The organism is Leptospira inadai serovar Lyme str. 10 (assembly GCF_000243675.2).
Classification (GTDB): domain Bacteria; phylum Spirochaetota; class Leptospiria; order Leptospirales; family Leptospiraceae; genus Leptospira_B; species Leptospira_B inadai.
The window spans coordinates 572,481-587,500 of record NZ_AHMM02000017.1 but is presented as its reverse complement, the minus strand read 5'-3'; the positions used below and the strand labels follow the sequence as shown (position 1 = coordinate 587,500).

The window sequence follows — 15,020 nt, the reverse complement described above, 5'->3', positions numbered from 1 at the left end:
CCGGAACTTTCCGCGTACGAAAGACAGTTGTCTATGCGTTATGAAAAATCCCTGGCGGACGTCCTACAGAAAGAAGCTTCCAAAAAATTACAAAGAGCCCATGCAGAAGCGATCGCAGGTTTCCTCTTAGATGCGTTTTATCGTGCGATCGATTCTTCTAATCCTAAGGCTACTTTAGTTTCCCTTTTTAAACTGATCAGAGAAGGTTGGGACGAATAAGATCTCTTTCTTGGTAACTTGTCGGTTTTTAGAGTAAAAAGCTCTCTCTTCTTTCCGAAAAGAGAGAGCTTGGACTTGAGCCAGGATCGTTTATTAAATTCTTCTTTAGTAGGCGGAAGACGCTACGACGTTCGAGAATTTTGCGATCAATGCCTAATCATCTTCGCTATTCGGGTGAAATTCTAAAAGCCGAAGAGCAATCTTCGCTTTTTTATTTTGTGGAGACCTTGATTCGATAAGAAGTTAAAATCCTTAGTCACAGCAAGACAAAGCCTGAAGTCCGCAGCGTAATGGGATTGCAGAGAGGTTCTATAGAATGATTCAATCAGAATTTTATGATATAGTATTTAGAACAAAAGAATATGAAGAAGTTGAGGACTTTTAGGAGGATGTTGATCATTGGATTGAGCATAATAGCAACGAAAGACCGCGCCACGGAAAATACTACTATGGAAAAACTCTTATACAGACTTTTTTAGACCTGAAAAATTAGCTCAAAAAAAGAACATCGAACATATTCAAGACAAGGCGAAAAAATCACCTAATAAAAAGGATGTGTCAAATCTTGCCTTGTGTTTTATACTTTATGTTCGCACAGACTTGCGCCGAGATCGTTGCCCAAGGGGGGTATTCCAACGAAGTCTGTTTTCCAGTTCCGTTCTTTTGCGGGACTTCATATTTCGGAAAGGCTCACAAGCTTTCTTGTCTCATTCGGAGCTTTTTCGGCGATTTCAAGAAAGGATGATGAATCCGACTTATTCTGGATGATTTTGTATATACAAGAATTGTAAAGTATTTATGCACCCTCGCGTTAGAATGCAGCATGTTGATTTGATTTGCGCTTACGATTATGGTTGCTGGTTTTGATTTTAACTTTGATTTCGTTTGCAATCTGGCGATTGCACCGACTTGCTTACGCAGTCGTTAACTCGCTCCCTATGGGTCGCTGCGTTAGAATGCAGCATGTTGATTTGATTTGTGCTTACGATTGTAGTTGCTGGTTTTGATTTTAACTTTGATTTCGTTTGCAATCTTTCGATTGCACCGACTTGCTTACGCAGTCGTTAACTCGCTCCCTATGGGTCGCTGCGTTAGAATGCAGCATGTTGATTTGATTTGCGCTTACGATTGTAGTTGCTGGTTTTGATTTTAACTTTGATTTCGTTTGCAATCTGGCGATTGCACCGACTCGCTTTGCGGTCGTTAACTCGCTCCCTATGGGTCGCTGCGTTAGGGATACGAAGGACGCGTAGTCGGTAGTAGCCCGACCACACCTTGTTAGAGAAAGTTTTTTATGAAACCGGCAGAGCGTGTGGGAACGCCCGACTTTTTCGTTTTTGTGAGTCCCGCAACCGACGAGCGTTTGAATCGATTTAGAATGTTCTTAACTTAAAAATGATTCTATAAACTGCCTTGCTTTTCTTTGCGGATCATTCAGACCTTGATTGTAAAGGTGCATGGATGGAAGCTATACAAAAAGACCCAAAGTTAGAATCGGAACGAACTTCCCTTTGGAGGGAATTGAAAAAGGCGCTTGCAGGAACGGAGGCGGATTATACGCAAATTTCGCTAGGTAAGGCTGTTTTCTTACTTTCTGTTCCGATGGTTTTGGAACTCGTCATGGAGTCTGCATTTGCGGTCGTTGACATTTATTTTGTGGGCGCTCTCGGGCCTTCCGCTGTCGCAGCGGTCGGGCTTACTGAGACATATTTGTTTCTTCTGTATTCTCTCGCCATCGGAATGTCCACTGCAGTGACCGCGATCATTGCGAGAAGGATCGGAGAAGGAGATAAGGAACAAGCCGGGATTGCCGCAGCCCAATCCTTTTTTCTTTCCATACTTGTTTCCTTGCCTTTTGCTATCTTCGGAGTCTGGTTTGCGAAAGACCTCCTTTTACTCATGGGAGGAGATCCTTGGGTTGTAGAACACGGATCTCGTTACACGCAATGGATCTTCGGAGGAAATATCGTAATCATGCTTTTATTCGGACTCAATGCGGTCTTTAGAGGAGCGGGTGATGCTGCGATTGCGATGAGAGTTTTATGGATTTCGAATGGTCTCAATATGATCTTGGATCCGATTTTTATCTTCGGCTTCGGTCCAGTTCCGGCCTTGGGTATTGAAGGTGCCGCTATCGCTACGAATATCGGGAGAGGAGTGGGAGTTCTTTTCCAAGTTTATCTGCTTTTAAAAGGCGGAAAACATATTCGAGTGCTTCGCTCTCAAATTAGCGTGCATTGGAAAATCATTTCGGATATAATTCGTAATTCTCTTGGCGGGATCGGACAAATGATTATCGGGATGACTTCTTGGATCTTTCTTGTGAGGATTATTTCCGAGTTCGGCAGCGAGGCGGTAGCGGGAGCAACCATTGCTCTTCGGATCATGATGTTTACTCTGATGCCTTCTTGGGGGATGTCGAATGCTGTGGCGACTCTTGTCGGTCAGAATTTAGGAGCACAAAGACCGGAGCGTGCGGAGCAGTCCGTTTGGATCGTCGGAGTCTGGAATATGTGCTTTCTGATCGGGGTTTCCATCTGCTATTTTATTTTCAGAGAATCCCTTATGTCGATCTTTTCTGATGATGCTAAAGTGATCTCTATCGGTTCCGAGTGGTTGGGAATCGTATCCTATTCCTATTTTGTATATGCTTGGTGGATGGTAAGCGTTCAGGCCTTCAACGGCGCGGGAGATACGACTACTCCTACGATCATCAATCTGGTCTTTTTTTGGATCTTCCAAATTCCATTTGCTTATGTTTTGGCGAAGTATTTTTCTTTCGGATACTCGGGAGTATTTTGGGCAAGTATGATCACGGAAACTTCCGTAGGATTATTCACTCTTTGGCTATTCCGTAAAGGTGGATGGAAGACTTCGAAGGTTTGATTTTGCGACTTTGCGTTAGAATACGAAGGACGCAGACCCGAGAGCGCAAATTACTCGCAGACGGGAAAATGTTAAGTCGGTAGTTCTAAAATGAACGGAACTACTGACTTAAATAGAATGAGTTAAGCCAGATTTAATTTAATCCGAATTGTTCAATTACTAGCTTCGTAAATTCAGAATATAGATAACCGATTCGATTTTTATTCTGACCTCCAATGAAGCCGCCAAGAGCATAGTGAATTCGATCATCTAAATTACGGTTCGTTTTCGACCGCTTCCTTTTTCGATATTCAAACCTATCGGAGAAAGACATAAATAAAAACCGAACTCCTTTCCGAAAGTTTTACTTTCGTGCTCAAGGATCAGGATGATCACTTGTACGCTAGAAATCCGTAATGGTAAGGAGGTAAATCGATGGGTTGATTCGATTCGATGTGAAAATTCGCTTCCTTTGCCCACTCGTAAATTTGCAACGGCTGAGGTCTAATTTCCATCTTAGGACCTCTCGGCGTATTCGGATCGTAATTCCAATGAACGAGTCCGGCAATTCCACCGTGTCTTAAAATACGATTAGCCTCTTTGAGAATCGAAACCGGGTCTTCAGAATGTAGAAGATTAAAAATCATCACGTAATCGATGGAATTCGAAAGAAGGGAGGTCCCTTCTCCGATCAGATCTTTTTCCACTGCAAAGACGTTTTCAAATCCCGCTGATATGGATCTTTCTTTAAGATTTTTAGCTAATTCTTTCTCAATTTCAAAGGCGATTATTCTATTTTTAGAATTCGCAGCCAACGGTAGCGTAAACGTTCCGTAACCGGAACCGAATTCCACTATCGTTCCGACGTTTCGAAGTAGCTTCATCCTATCTAAAATCAGAGGAACATCGAATAGGGTATCCCAATACTCGACGTCCGGCATTCCGCTATCTCGCACTTTCATGTTTTTATAAAAAAACGGGATTGACAGCTGTCAATCAAATATTCAAATATATATTTGAATATTTGTGAAATTATGAACACCCGAAGAACCGGCCGCGAATTCAAGAATTTTGTGTATTCCATGCTGGCAAAATACGGAAAAGCGATTTCGGATCCTAAACGGATAGAATTGCTGGATCTTTTGGTCCAGGCGGAAAAGAACGTTGACCTTTTGGCGAAAGAGATCGGCATGAGCGTGGCTGCCACTTCCCATCATCTTCGAACCTTAAAAGAAGCGCGTCTGGTTAGGGACAGAAAGGACGGCAGAAATATTTTCTATCAAATCGAGGATGCCGGTGCTTCGATTCTCGACGCGATTATTTCCGCCGGTAAAGAATTCAATTCCGAAATTAAGGTTGCAATGGATTCCTTTTTTGATTCGGAACAAGAACTCGGAGAACTGGAGTATAAGGACTTTCTAAAAAAGGTATTAGCGAAAGATATAATACTCATAGATGTACGTCCTTCAAACGAATACGACTCGGGTCATGTACCCGGATCCATTTCCATTCCCTTAAGTGAACTCAAAGCAAAGATAGATACCCTATCGAAACGCAAGAAGATCGTCGCATACTGTCGCGGTAAGTATTGCGTATTATCGAAAGAAGCGGTGGAGATTCTAAGAAAAAAAGGGTTAAACGCTTATCGTATCTCGGAGGGCCCCTTGGAATTCGCAAACATGGGTATCGAATTGGTAAAGGAAAGAAGGAATTAGAATGAAACGAATGGTCATTATCGGTGCTGGCATAAGCGGAATGGTCGTCGCACGAGAACTACGAAATTGCTGAAGGACTGCGATTTGGAATTGCAAAAGCCGAGTTCAAAGGAGCAGAAGGTTGTTTCCTGGAAGTCGGCGATGGAAAAGCAGGTTTTGTAACGGGAGAATTTTATTCCCCGGAGGGGCCAGTGTGTTGATTCGCCCGCCCTCCGTATCTTGGCAATTTAGCCAAGGTCTTTTTTGAAATTTGATTGCTTACAATCTCAATCGGTTAGGAGCGCCTTTCTTTTTATCTCTAAATGTGCGAAAAATTTACGATGTTATCCTTGAGAGCATTACCAGAAATTCTAATTGTGTGAAACTTTTATGACATCATCGTACAAAGGAAATGCACTATAATCCAGCAGCTTTTTTTGCTTTATTTATATTGCTGGCAGCTATATTGATAAAATATTCCGACGCCTTCGAGCTTTCCTTTAGTTTTGAAAGAGCAGAAGGGTTATTCGTATCATAAAATTCAAGAGCAAATCGAAAGGTTCTTTGTCTGGAAAAATAGGCATCCGAAAGATTCTTTCTTGCTTCCTTTAAGGAATCTCTTATTTCATCAGGAAGATCATCGGAAATTTTTAAATTTTCAATGGTTTCCTGGACGTATTCGGCTTTAGCAATAGCCGCCTTAGCCGCATCATACCCCGCGTATCTATCTTCGCTAACTTTTAGAAATTTTGCGGTGGCGTCGATTGAGGGTTGTTCCGCCAATTGTATACGATTTAAGTATTCTGAAACTTCCGACTTTATCTCTTCTTTAGTTAAAGTTTTCTTTTTGGAATTACCTGATCCACTCATCCCAATCATAATAAGAAGAATAAATACGCAGGCTCCCACTATAGAGGCATTCCTTAATGTACTGGATTTTCCCGCTTTTCTCGATGCTTGATTACCTTGCGTAGCATCCCCATTAAAAAAACCGGAAATGCTCGCTGCCAAATTAGTCGATCTAGCTCGGGTAGGGACTCTAAGATTAATTTCAGAACCGGAAGTAAAAATAGTTAATATCGATGTTAAATTGCCAGCCTTAAAGCCGACTCCGGTTATTGAAGAGCGCGGGATAATATTTTCCGGTTTTAAAGATTTTTTATATTTCAGATTTTCTCCATCGATCCAGATCTTTATTTGGCTTGTTCCGAAATCCCAAGCATTACTCGCTACATCCCAGTTACTCATTGCTTACCTTCTTAATAATCGTTTACTTTCCATTGAAAATGAATGTTACGGACATTCATAAGCTTGATGCCGCTACCTTACAAAGCTACATTATTGTAAAAATGCTAAATATTTTCAATATTTAATTGTCATTTCGGCAATAATTTTCTATCTATTTATAGTAGCGAAAGTTACCCAAAAAATCATATCGAAGACGGCAGAGGAATTCATGCTTAGAAGACTTAAAAACCAAGATACTTGGTGCTTTAATCTTGGCGTTACGATCGGAGCCCTGTTGAGTAGTATTTCATTAATTCTGAACCGAGAATCATCTTAGCTTATTTCGCTTCGGAACCTAAAGGCAAAGCTACCGCCCTGGAAATATTTGATGGAAAATGTGATACCGTAGAAAACAGCCCACTTGCCTTTTACGGGAGAGTTATTAAATTATTTCGTTGGAGTTATAGATTCAGATGAATCAATTTGCAAGGCGGGATTAACTCCGCAGCCTTCGCATCGCTTCAGGATCGCTCGGCAACCTCTCACTCGGGGTTTTGCAAAGGCCTATCTTCGGATACCGAACAAATTTTATTCTACGTAGAGGACAGAGGACAGAACATTGGTGATCAAAGTTCCCATATTATAGAGAAAAATTCTTGTGTTACGAGAGATCTTTCTTCTACTTCTGTGATCTTTCCGGCAACAAATAGCTTCTGTCTAGCGTGAGCAACGCGAACGCGTCTGTCTTCAGGCATCTGTCGTCTGCAAACGTCGCTTTCATTCGGAAAGCATCATAAGGTCTGAGTTTATCTCGAGCTTTTATAGAAACCGGTTAATGTCTTTACGATATCCGTCTGTCCCCTTCGAGATTTGGATGCGATTAGATTATTGAGTGCAAGATCTTTTATTGCAATTTCATGGAATTTAAAAATACAGTGAATATCAAAAACTCGCTCCGATTCCCGCATCTTTTACAAAGAACACGATTCTTGCACTTGAATCATTTTTTGTAGACTCGCCCGTTCCGAAAGGGAGATATCCGATCTGGCTATTATTTTTTTTGCCAAAGCAAGAGCCGATTTATCTTGAAATTTGCATTCCGAAAAAAATTCTTCAGCGTGTTGTCTGGATTCGATGTTTGACGTCTCCAAAAGTGCACGATGAAATTTATGCTTCTTTTCCTGAGTGGAAACGTTTAAAATAATATAATCCTCTTCGCATTCCTTGATGATTTCAGGAGGCAGGTCGGTTATATTGCAAGTTTTTAAATCTTCTTTCGGTCGGCTCGATTCAGTTTTTTGAATATTCAAACTCAACTTAGAAACGGGGGCGTCCCCCAAATCCGCCTCCTTACTTTGTTTGAAGACGATCGCATAAAACCTATTCATCATAAAAGAAGAATAATCTTTGATTTTTTTATCGGGAATATGCGTATTCGCCGCATTTTGAGCGGCTTCCAGAGAAGAGCGGATCTGACTGTAAGACCGGTCTTCCGCTTTCAATTTCCGGATCTGCAAATCTAAGCTTTTGTGAAACCTGATCTTATACGTCTTATTCAAGCGAAGTGCCGAGGATTCCAGTAGAGATTGAAATTTTTTAAAAGATTTTTCTCTTTCATCCAGAAAATTCGCTAAGTCCGGATCGGGAGCCGAATCCGCGGAAGTGCTCATCCTTTTTTTACCGGAATCCGCCGCGGGCGAAGCGGATGAGAACCAATCGTTTAGTCCATCCCATAGACTCGTCCAAACATGGCTCACAATGCCGGATGAGGAATTCTCCTCCGGCTTGGAAGACGAACGCCGATTTTTAAGCGCCAATTCGAGCTCCCATCTTCGATTATTCTGCAAAGAAAAATAATCTTCCGCCATCCTTTCCTTTGTAGATTGCCAATTGGATAATTCTTCACCGGATGCCTTAATAAAACGGCTAAAATTGTCCAACGGAATCGACTCCATTCTGCGGCCAATTTTATCGAATCGCTCTTTAAATGTTCTGAGGGAAGAATCTTCCAAAGCACGAAAATATCCGGACATTTCCGTATGAAATGTATTCTTTGAATAAAGTTCCGGAGAATATTTTTCGGGTATCCAATCGGGCATTGTCTCTACTCTCTATTAGATCCGGCTTTCTTAAAATTGGCGTGAGGCGGTTCCATATCGACGACGAAGCCGACTTTTTTCAAATCACTTTCGTTACCTACGTTATCTATCGCCCGCACCTCCAAGGAATGCTCTCCCGAGGTCGTAACGGAGATCGGTTTCGTAAAGGGAGTCCATTCTCCCTTGTCGATTTTATACAGAGTCTGACTCACACCGGAGAGGGAATCGCCGGCCTTAACCGAAAAGACGGTTCCTTGCTTCACAAATTGTTTACCGTTAATCGAAATGAGCGGGATCGAGCTGATAATTTCCACATTGGGTTTTTCATCGTCTACTGTCACGACTGTGAGCATATCCGTACTGTTTCCGGATTTGTCGATTGCAGTAACTCGAATCCAATTGACTCCTTGTTTTTCCAATCTCATCGGTTGCCCTTCGTAAGATTTATAGTCTCCGCCGTTTACGGAGAACTTGACCTCTTTTATTCCTGACAAGGTGTCCGTAGCTGAAATCGTATAGCTTACATTTCTGGACGCGAACGTATTTCCGCTGATGTTCTTTAGAGAACCTTCATTCGCGGTTAACTTCAGCTCCGGAGCGGTATTATCGACTAAAATTTGTACAGTCCGTAATGCTTCTTTATTTCCTGCCTTATCGACGGAACGATAGGATATCTTCGCTAATCCTTCCTTTGATAAATACACGGGTCCCGAATAACGGATATAATCGGAATCGTCTATTTTATATTCCACGTAATCGACCTGAGACGAATCGTCTACCGCATCGATTTCAAAAACCGCATTTTTAAAATTCACATAAATACTAGCGGATGCATCGCTCTTATTACCGCCCTTCGGGTTCGTTCGTTCGGAATCTTCCGACGGTTTCTTCATCGAACCCTTGTCAGGTCCCGATTGGGCAAAAACTAGACTCGATGTTAATAAAATGATCACAGCTGCGATTTTTCTTTGGATATTCATGATTCTTTCTAGATGTTTGAAGTGTGTCTTACAGGTCACGCGAAATATTTGAGATAATTCCCGTTTTAGAGAAATTATTTAAAGTGTAATATAGGACAAAATTCCATTTTATCTTTTTTAAAAGAAATAAAAAAGTGAGTAAATTACGATGATCTTTAAAAAAAAATTTTCCGTTTTAGACTTTCGTTGATTCCTCGAAAACATGATCCAAAATAACTTATATAGGCTTGTTATTAAATGAATTGAACACTTCCCATCTCTAATCGTAAACTAAACGGCGCCTTATCCGAAGCAGTTGAATTCGTTAGTTTTCCCCTTCAGGCAGAAGACAGATGACAGAGGACTGAAGACAGAACATTGATGAGCAGGGTTTCCATGTTCTACAGGAAGATTCCTCCGTTATAAGTGGATTTTTCGTCTAACCCCGCTGCCTTCCCAACGTCGAGCAGCTTCTGTCTAGCGTGAGCAAAGCGAACGCATCTGTCCTCAGTCCTCTGTCTTCTGAAAGCGAAGCCCGGAGCAGCGTGACCCGAACGAAGTGAAGGGGCCGCAAACAGGATAGGAATTAGATGGTAGAATTTATCGAATGAACCGCATCCTGAGCGTTACTCACAAGTCTAAAGAGGACGATATTTTATACACGGAAGCGATTTGGTTTAAGGCAGGAGCCTCTGAACATAGTGTTCCCCCTATGCATCCTCTAACATCTATTTGCTTACCGACTTGCAGGTAAGGTTATCGCGCCGCAGGGATGGGCATTATAAATTCGAATTGCCTCCTCCTTGTTGGTACATTCCTAGGCGTTGGGGAAGAGTAGAGTCATTCTTTAATTCTATCTTCGGGATGTCTGGTTCATTTCCGCGCATATGAGAATTGCAGCGATCGAAAGAACGAAGACTGCTTACGAAAGGTTTAACCTTGCAAAAGCCGGGAAAATAGTGCGGGAGCAATTATAAAAATTGAGAAGTTTACTGCTCATCTCATACGCAGGGAATGGGCATATTCCAAATGGGTGGTGCGAAGCTTGTCCTGTTCGGCAGCACTTTTAAGGGAGCAGAGAAAAAGAAAACATAAGACTCAAGTCATCGATCGGTTTATCCCCACGTGTGTGGGGATAGGAGCTTAGGGCGACTGCCGCTTCCTTGTCGCATATGTGGGGGAATCGCGGATAAAGCTTTTGAGATATACCTTTCATTCCGTGCTTTATAAAAGGGGGAAAATCCGGAGAAAAAAATAGGGTCAGGCCGAATAACGTGTATTAAGAAAAAGATTATTAGTAAATTCTGTCAATCTCGTCTATCGGTATAAAAATAGTATTTTTATCCGATTTTATCCTTGATCTATTCCCGTTCATTGGTAAGAACGTTAAGATTCTTTCATTCAGGACTTACTACGTTTAATCTTTGTTAACGGATCGGTTTATCCTATACGAATGGAATTGAGAATTCTTATGAGATTGAAACTTCGGTTAGAGTTGATCGGGAAAAAACGTACCTTACCAATTAATTACCAATATGAAATCGCCGCATGGATCTATAAAAAGATCCATCTATCCGATTCCCAATTTTCCGAATGGCTGCATTCTGAAGGATACAGTTACGAGAATAAAAGATTCAAACAGTTTACTTTCTCCCATCTTCACGTTTCGAATCGTCGGGTGGAAGGGGACCGGTTGATCGTAGAGGGAGGACCTGTGGAGATGCAGGTGAGCTTTGCGGTGGACCGCTCTTTGGAACATTTCATTAACGGAATCTTCGAAAACCAGGAAATGAGCATCGGTGACCGCTTCAGTCGTGCCGAATTTAAAGTAATCGGGGTGGAAGAAATCGCCGAACCGCAGTTCAGGGATAAGATGCGTTTCCGCTGCCTTTCGCCCATCTGCGTGGCTCGCTCCAATGAGAATTCATCCGCTACTTATATTGGACCGGGAGAAGAAGACTACTCGGATCGGATCGGCAACAATCTGCTTTCTAAATACAAAAGCGTATTTCCAATGGCAGACCTAAGCCAGGCACAGATCCGAATTCTTGCCTTGGAGAGTCCAAAATCCAGGTTGGTGCGGATCAAATCAGGGTCGGAAGCAGAGACTTTTGTTCGGGCTTTTCAATTTCCGTTTGAACTCTCCGGTCCTCCTGAGCTGATTCGAATCGCCTATCAGGCGGGGATTGGGGAAAAGAATAGTTTGGGGTTCGGGTGCTTGGGTGAGGCGGGGTGATTATTGTAAGTCAAATCTAATTGGACTTGACATGTTCCAAAAGCAATACGTAGTAAATTTGCCTCCAGGTTCTTCTTTCATTTGCAATCGAACCCGTCGGGATTTGAAATTTATTCGATGTTGGTTTAAAGCCTGGGGGCATTTATACGTTCCATTATTAGATGTAGGTTTAAATTTTATATTTGACGTTGGAACTGCTTTTAGTATGATTGGGAAAAGCATTAATTGTGGAGGCTCAGATGAAAAATGAGATAACATTTAAAACACCCCGACGTTCCCTTCAGCGCGAGGCAGTTCAATTTGATCTCAAAATTGGAAATGCCAAGAAATATCGTTTAAAAATAACCCAAGGTGGAATCCAAGTTCTTACCGAAAGGGCAAAGCGAGGACAAAAACTTTCATGGCCAGAAGCATTAGCACGACTCGAAAAAAAGTAACTTCCCTTCGCTGGACTGATCACCCGCTCATCGATATGGGATTAACTGCGGTGATATTGGAGTCAGGCAAATATGCGCCGGAGGAGGTCACGGAGGAGGATTGGCAAAGTGTAATGAAGACGGTAAAGAGGAATTATGTAAATCGGAATTTTGAGAAATCGAGCGGGATTCTTTTTACATACAATGCTCCTTTTACCAATCCGTCTTACAGTAAAAAGCCGGAAGAACGTAAAAAAGCGATCGATTTTGCTTTTGCGATCGCTACCGGTAAATCCGATCCTCTTCCGGAAAATTGTTATTTTTTTAACGATCGACCTGCCTGGATTCGCGCGGCCAGAGATCAGGTTCCTCTACTCATGGGACGAGAACAAATCAATTTCTATGCGACGGGAACAAGCGAACTACCATTATCTGATATTGCGTATGGATGTTTACTTGCCTTGCCGTTGGCGACTCCTATCATTAGCGGAAAAATGGCAATCCTTAAGACAGATGATCCTGAACTGCTATTGGAAATAGCGGATAAATGGAAAGGGGAGTTGGATAGAGAGTATGCCAAAAAGGAATTGTCGGATAGAAAGGGAATTCGGACACGCATCACAGAAACGTTAGATAGCATATTTGAGCTGTATACAAAGAAAAAGAAAAAAGTTGCGAAGACTACTAAGAATCAAATTGTAAATGAAAAATATTATGGCGGGCTTTCTGTCTATCACCTTTCCAATAGCGGGAATGGTCCTGGAATTCAAATATATCATTATCAACCGTTTTCATTGAAATTCTTAAAGCGTGCGAATATGGGAGCATACCACTTTGCATGGAAGGCATTTACAGGTGCATTTTGGCTCAGCCCTTCTGGAAAAACGGGAGGCTCGGAGCCTTCCAAGGAAGACAGACCGGTTCGGAAAAATATAGTCATGGAACGAATGACTGCGGGACCGGAAGAAGCAAAAACAATTATACAATTCTTCTTGCGTTATGCGAGAAATAGGGCTGGCATACTTTCCAATTTACGAGTATCCGACATAGACTTATGGCCGAATACATCTTCTTTGGTTGAACTTTTTCTAATGGAGATATACGTTATGAAACTGGAACGAATAGAAAAAATAAAAAAACTAGCAGATACCCTAGCCGATGAAATTGATTCCAATAAGGATTCAACCTTATTCAAAAATATCATGGGGATATCCTCCGTTAGGAACTCGTATTACAATTTCAGAAATATTCTTATCCGCGCAATAAGAGCGCGTCTGAAACGTACCGGTAGCCTTCTCCTCAATACCGACGATTATTTAAGTATCTTCGAATCAACCGAAGAGTTACCTGACTCTGGTTGGTCTCTTGCCAGAGATCTTTTGCGCTTGAGATGTTTGGAAGAATTGCACAGAAAAAATTATTTTAAGAAGGATCCGGATGCTTTGGTCGGATCCACGGAAGAAGAAGTAGAAAACGAAGAGAATTTGGAGGAAAAATAACATGGCGTTCATATCTGGAATTCAAATTATTCACGCACCTGCTAGTGCTCTGAATAATGCAGGAAACGATCCGAGCGCGTCTACGCAGAATGCAACAGCAGTTAAATTCTTACGCGTTGGAGGAAAACAATATCCATATGTCTCAGCTCAGGCATATAGATACTGGATTCGAAAAACGTTAGAAGAAACTGCGAAAGAATGGACTATCTCTCCTATTTTTAGGGAAAAGAAGGTCGCTTATACAGATGCAAATCCGATCGAATACTGTGATGATGACATTTTGGGCTATATGCGCGCACCTGGTAAAAAAGCCGAAGCCGAGGGAAGCCGCGCAGAATTTGCCAAGAATACGGAAACGAAAGAAACTGTTACTCGAGTGTCTCCATTTCGGGTGGGGACATTGGTCGCTCTTTCTCCCGGAATAGACCGTGATTTCGGTACAATGAGCCGTCATGAAGGCGATCCTGTTCCTTACGAACATCAATTTTATCGAAGTTCTCTTTTCGGAATGTTTTCTTTGGATCTGGGGTCCGCTGGAGTTTTCGGGTATAAAAACCGTACCGGATTCTTGAACTTGGATGAGACTCGGGTAGAGATAGCTAAAAAGAAAAAGTTAAAACACGATGAAAAGCAAGGAACATATGCGTTAGACGACCAAACTCGTATTGAGAGAATTTCTCATTTGCTCCGAGCTATGGCTGTCGTAGAAGGCGGAGCAAAGCAAGCGTTGCACTATACGGATGTGACTCCAGCCGTTGTGATTGCCGCAGTGACGAAAGGAGGAAACAATCCGTTTCAATTCTTGGTCCAACCCGGATCCTTGGGCGAGGCAACACCGAATTTTGAGTCCTTCGAAGAGACCGCGAAAGTGTGGAAAGATACGATTCTGTCTCCATTATATATAGGCTGGGTCAAAGGATATTCTTCCGAAGGGCGTAAGGCTTTAGAAGGAAAGTTGGAAGAATTAAATAAGACATATCCTCACGGAATCGTATTGGAACACCCAAAAACGATACTAGAGACGATCGCTTCTTCCATTCAGTCCGATTGGTTGAAATGAGTACGAATTCTAGAAATGCGCTACGGATAGAAATGGAAGGAATCACTTCCTCTTTCCGATACCCTCATTTTTTAATCGGGAGGCAACCTAGTTTTCCGATGCCTCCACCTGCCACGATTTATGGATTGGTCGCTTCTACACTCGGTTATTTCCCGAACCCGGATACTTTTTCTTTCGCTTATATGTTTCGATGTTTAGGGGAAGCAACTGATGATTTAGAAAAAATTTGGTTTTTGACTCCGATCACTTCTACAAAAGGAGAGATGAAAAATTATAATGTAGAAGCGACTAGTAATGTATTGTCGAGAGAAATATTGGTTCAGCCACGTTTGACTCTTTATTTGCTTTCCGATGATATAGAGAAATTTCGTTCCGCATTTTGGGAGCCAAAGTATGTACCTGTATTAGGTCGTTCCCAGGATTTAATCAGCATTCGAAAAGTAGAAGAAGTAGTGTTAGAAAGAGGAGATAAGGGAAGAATAGAGCCAGGGCTTCTTCCTGGCAGTCTCCGAGATCGAATTCATTTTGGACCTACTTTGAAGATGCCAAAATTCATAGATCCGAATCGTCGTACTTCGGTAAGTTGGGAAACGTATGTTGCTCTGGATAGACCTGTTCAAATTTCAGGCAACTTGAACGTAAGTAGTAAGACGTCGAATACTTTTATTGACAGCGGCGGCGATAAAAAAACTGAACAACCACGGTTGCTTTTTTTTCATAGGTTCTCAACTATTTCTGAATGATAC

12 protein-coding genes (1 of these 12 only partly in view) are annotated in these 15,020 nt (G+C 42.0%); 8 read left to right on the top strand and 4 right to left on the bottom strand.

What is annotated here, in order from left to right; translation table 11 throughout:
• Together LEP1GSC047_RS12040 and LEP1GSC047_RS12035 are read left to right on the top strand one after the other, a co-directional pair.
• On the top strand, window positions 1-219 hold the final stretch of the coding sequence (locus tag LEP1GSC047_RS12040; protein WP_010413179.1) for a TetR/AcrR family transcriptional regulator. It extends 342 nt beyond the left edge of the window; 219 of the gene's 561 nt are visible here — the last part of the coding sequence; the start codon falls outside the window, past its left edge; the stop codon is at window positions 217-219.
• Between the two features lie 1,461 nt (window positions 220-1,680).
• Complete coding sequence (locus LEP1GSC047_RS12035) at window positions 1,681-3,105, top strand: MATE family efflux transporter (RefSeq protein ID WP_010413181.1); 1,425 nt, start codon at window positions 1,681-1,683, stop codon at window positions 3,103-3,105.
• 371 nt (window positions 3,106-3,476) lie between these two features.
• On the opposite strand, the gene LEP1GSC047_RS12030 is transcribed toward LEP1GSC047_RS12035, so the two are convergent.
• Window positions 3,477-4,025: a class I SAM-dependent methyltransferase gene (locus LEP1GSC047_RS12030; protein ID WP_238325570.1), complete on the bottom strand. Its 549-nt coding sequence runs from the start codon at window positions 4,023-4,025 to the stop codon at window positions 3,477-3,479.
• 93 nt (window positions 4,026-4,118) lie between these two features.
• On the opposite strand from LEP1GSC047_RS12030, the gene LEP1GSC047_RS12025 reads away from it, so the two are divergent.
• Window positions 4,119-4,799, top strand: a complete 681-nt coding sequence (locus tag LEP1GSC047_RS12025) for an ArsR/SmtB family transcription factor (RefSeq protein WP_010413184.1) — start codon at window positions 4,119-4,121, stop codon at window positions 4,797-4,799.
• Between the two features lie 396 nt (window positions 4,800-5,195).
• Here the strand turns inward: LEP1GSC047_RS12025 and LEP1GSC047_RS12020 are convergent, their stop codons facing one another.
• From LEP1GSC047_RS12020 to ompL47, 3 genes are all read right to left on the bottom strand, one after another.
• Entirely contained in the window at window positions 5,196-6,026 is an 831-nt protein-coding gene (locus LEP1GSC047_RS12020) for a hypothetical protein (RefSeq protein ID WP_010413186.1), read from the bottom strand.
• Window positions 6,027-6,976: 950 nt separating this feature from the next.
• On the bottom strand, window positions 6,977-8,104 hold the full coding sequence (locus tag LEP1GSC047_RS12010; protein ID WP_010413188.1) for a hypothetical protein: 1,128 nt from the start codon (window positions 8,102-8,104) through the stop codon (window positions 6,977-6,979).
• A gap of 5 nt (window positions 8,105-8,109) precedes the next feature.
• Window positions 8,110-9,084 (bottom strand): multi-beta-barrel domain surface protein OmpL47, encoded by a 975-nt coding sequence (ompL47, locus tag LEP1GSC047_RS12005; RefSeq protein ID WP_010413189.1) that lies wholly within the window; start codon window positions 9,082-9,084, stop codon window positions 8,110-8,112.
• A gap of 1,450 nt (window positions 9,085-10,534) precedes the next feature.
• Between ompL47 and cas6 the strand changes: the two genes are divergently transcribed.
• The 5 genes from cas6 (at window position 10,535) to cas5 (ending at window position 15,017) form a co-directional block, all read left to right on the top strand.
• Complete coding sequence (cas6, locus tag LEP1GSC047_RS12000; RefSeq protein WP_162141858.1) at window positions 10,535-11,299, top strand: CRISPR-associated endoribonuclease Cas6; 765 nt, start codon at window positions 10,535-10,537, stop codon at window positions 11,297-11,299.
• Between the two features lie 209 nt (window positions 11,300-11,508).
• Entirely contained in the window at window positions 11,509-11,736 is a 228-nt protein-coding gene (locus LEP1GSC047_RS21820) for a hypothetical protein (RefSeq protein WP_039934695.1), read from the top strand.
• Window positions 11,700-13,214: a hypothetical protein gene (locus LEP1GSC047_RS11990; RefSeq protein WP_020988587.1), complete on the top strand. Its 1,515-nt coding sequence runs from the start codon at window positions 11,700-11,702 to the stop codon at window positions 13,212-13,214. Before LEP1GSC047_RS21820 ends, LEP1GSC047_RS11990 begins: the two co-directional genes overlap by 37 nt.
• 1 nt (window position 13,215) lies before the next feature.
• The gene (gene cas7i / locus LEP1GSC047_RS11985) at window positions 13,216-14,274 is read left to right on the top strand and encodes a type I-B CRISPR-associated protein Cas7/Cst2/DevR (protein WP_010413196.1); all 1,059 of its coding nucleotides are present in this window, start codon (window positions 13,216-13,218) and stop codon (window positions 14,272-14,274) included.
• Window positions 14,271-15,017, top strand: coding sequence for a CRISPR-associated protein Cas5 (gene cas5 / locus LEP1GSC047_RS11980; RefSeq protein WP_052580687.1), 747 nt, complete (start codon window positions 14,271-14,273; stop codon window positions 15,015-15,017). Before cas7i ends, cas5 begins: the two co-directional genes overlap by 4 nt.
• Window positions 15,018-15,020 lie beyond the last annotated feature (3 nt).

Excerpts from the sequence above, each read along its gene's own strand:
- LEP1GSC047_RS12035 (WP_010413181.1), top strand. The coding sequence starts at position 1,681 with ATGGAAGCTATACAAAAAGACCCAAAGTTAGAATCGGAACGAACTTCC.
- LEP1GSC047_RS12030 (WP_238325570.1), bottom strand. The coding sequence starts at position 4,025 with ATGCCGGACGTCGAGTATTGGGATACCCTATTCGATGTTCCTCTGATT.
- LEP1GSC047_RS12025 (WP_010413184.1), top strand. The coding sequence starts at position 4,119 with ATGAACACCCGAAGAACCGGCCGCGAATTCAAGAATTTTGTGTATTCC.
- LEP1GSC047_RS12020 (WP_010413186.1), bottom strand. The coding sequence starts at position 6,026 with ATGAGTAACTGGGATGTAGCGAGTAATGCTTGGGATTTCGGAACAAGC.
- LEP1GSC047_RS12010 (WP_010413188.1), bottom strand. The coding sequence starts at position 8,104 with ATGCCCGATTGGATACCCGAAAAATATTCTCCGGAACTTTATTCAAAG.
- ompL47 (WP_010413189.1), bottom strand. The coding sequence starts at position 9,084 with ATGAATATCCAAAGAAAAATCGCAGCTGTGATCATTTTATTAACATCG.
- cas6 (WP_162141858.1), top strand. The coding sequence starts at position 10,535 with ATGAGATTGAAACTTCGGTTAGAGTTGATCGGGAAAAAACGTACCTTA.
- LEP1GSC047_RS11990 (WP_020988587.1), top strand. The coding sequence starts at position 11,700 with ATGGCCAGAAGCATTAGCACGACTCGAAAAAAAGTAACTTCCCTTCGC.
- cas7i (WP_010413196.1), top strand. The coding sequence starts at position 13,216 with ATGGCGTTCATATCTGGAATTCAAATTATTCACGCACCTGCTAGTGCT.
- cas5 (WP_052580687.1), top strand. The coding sequence starts at position 14,271 with ATGAGTACGAATTCTAGAAATGCGCTACGGATAGAAATGGAAGGAATC.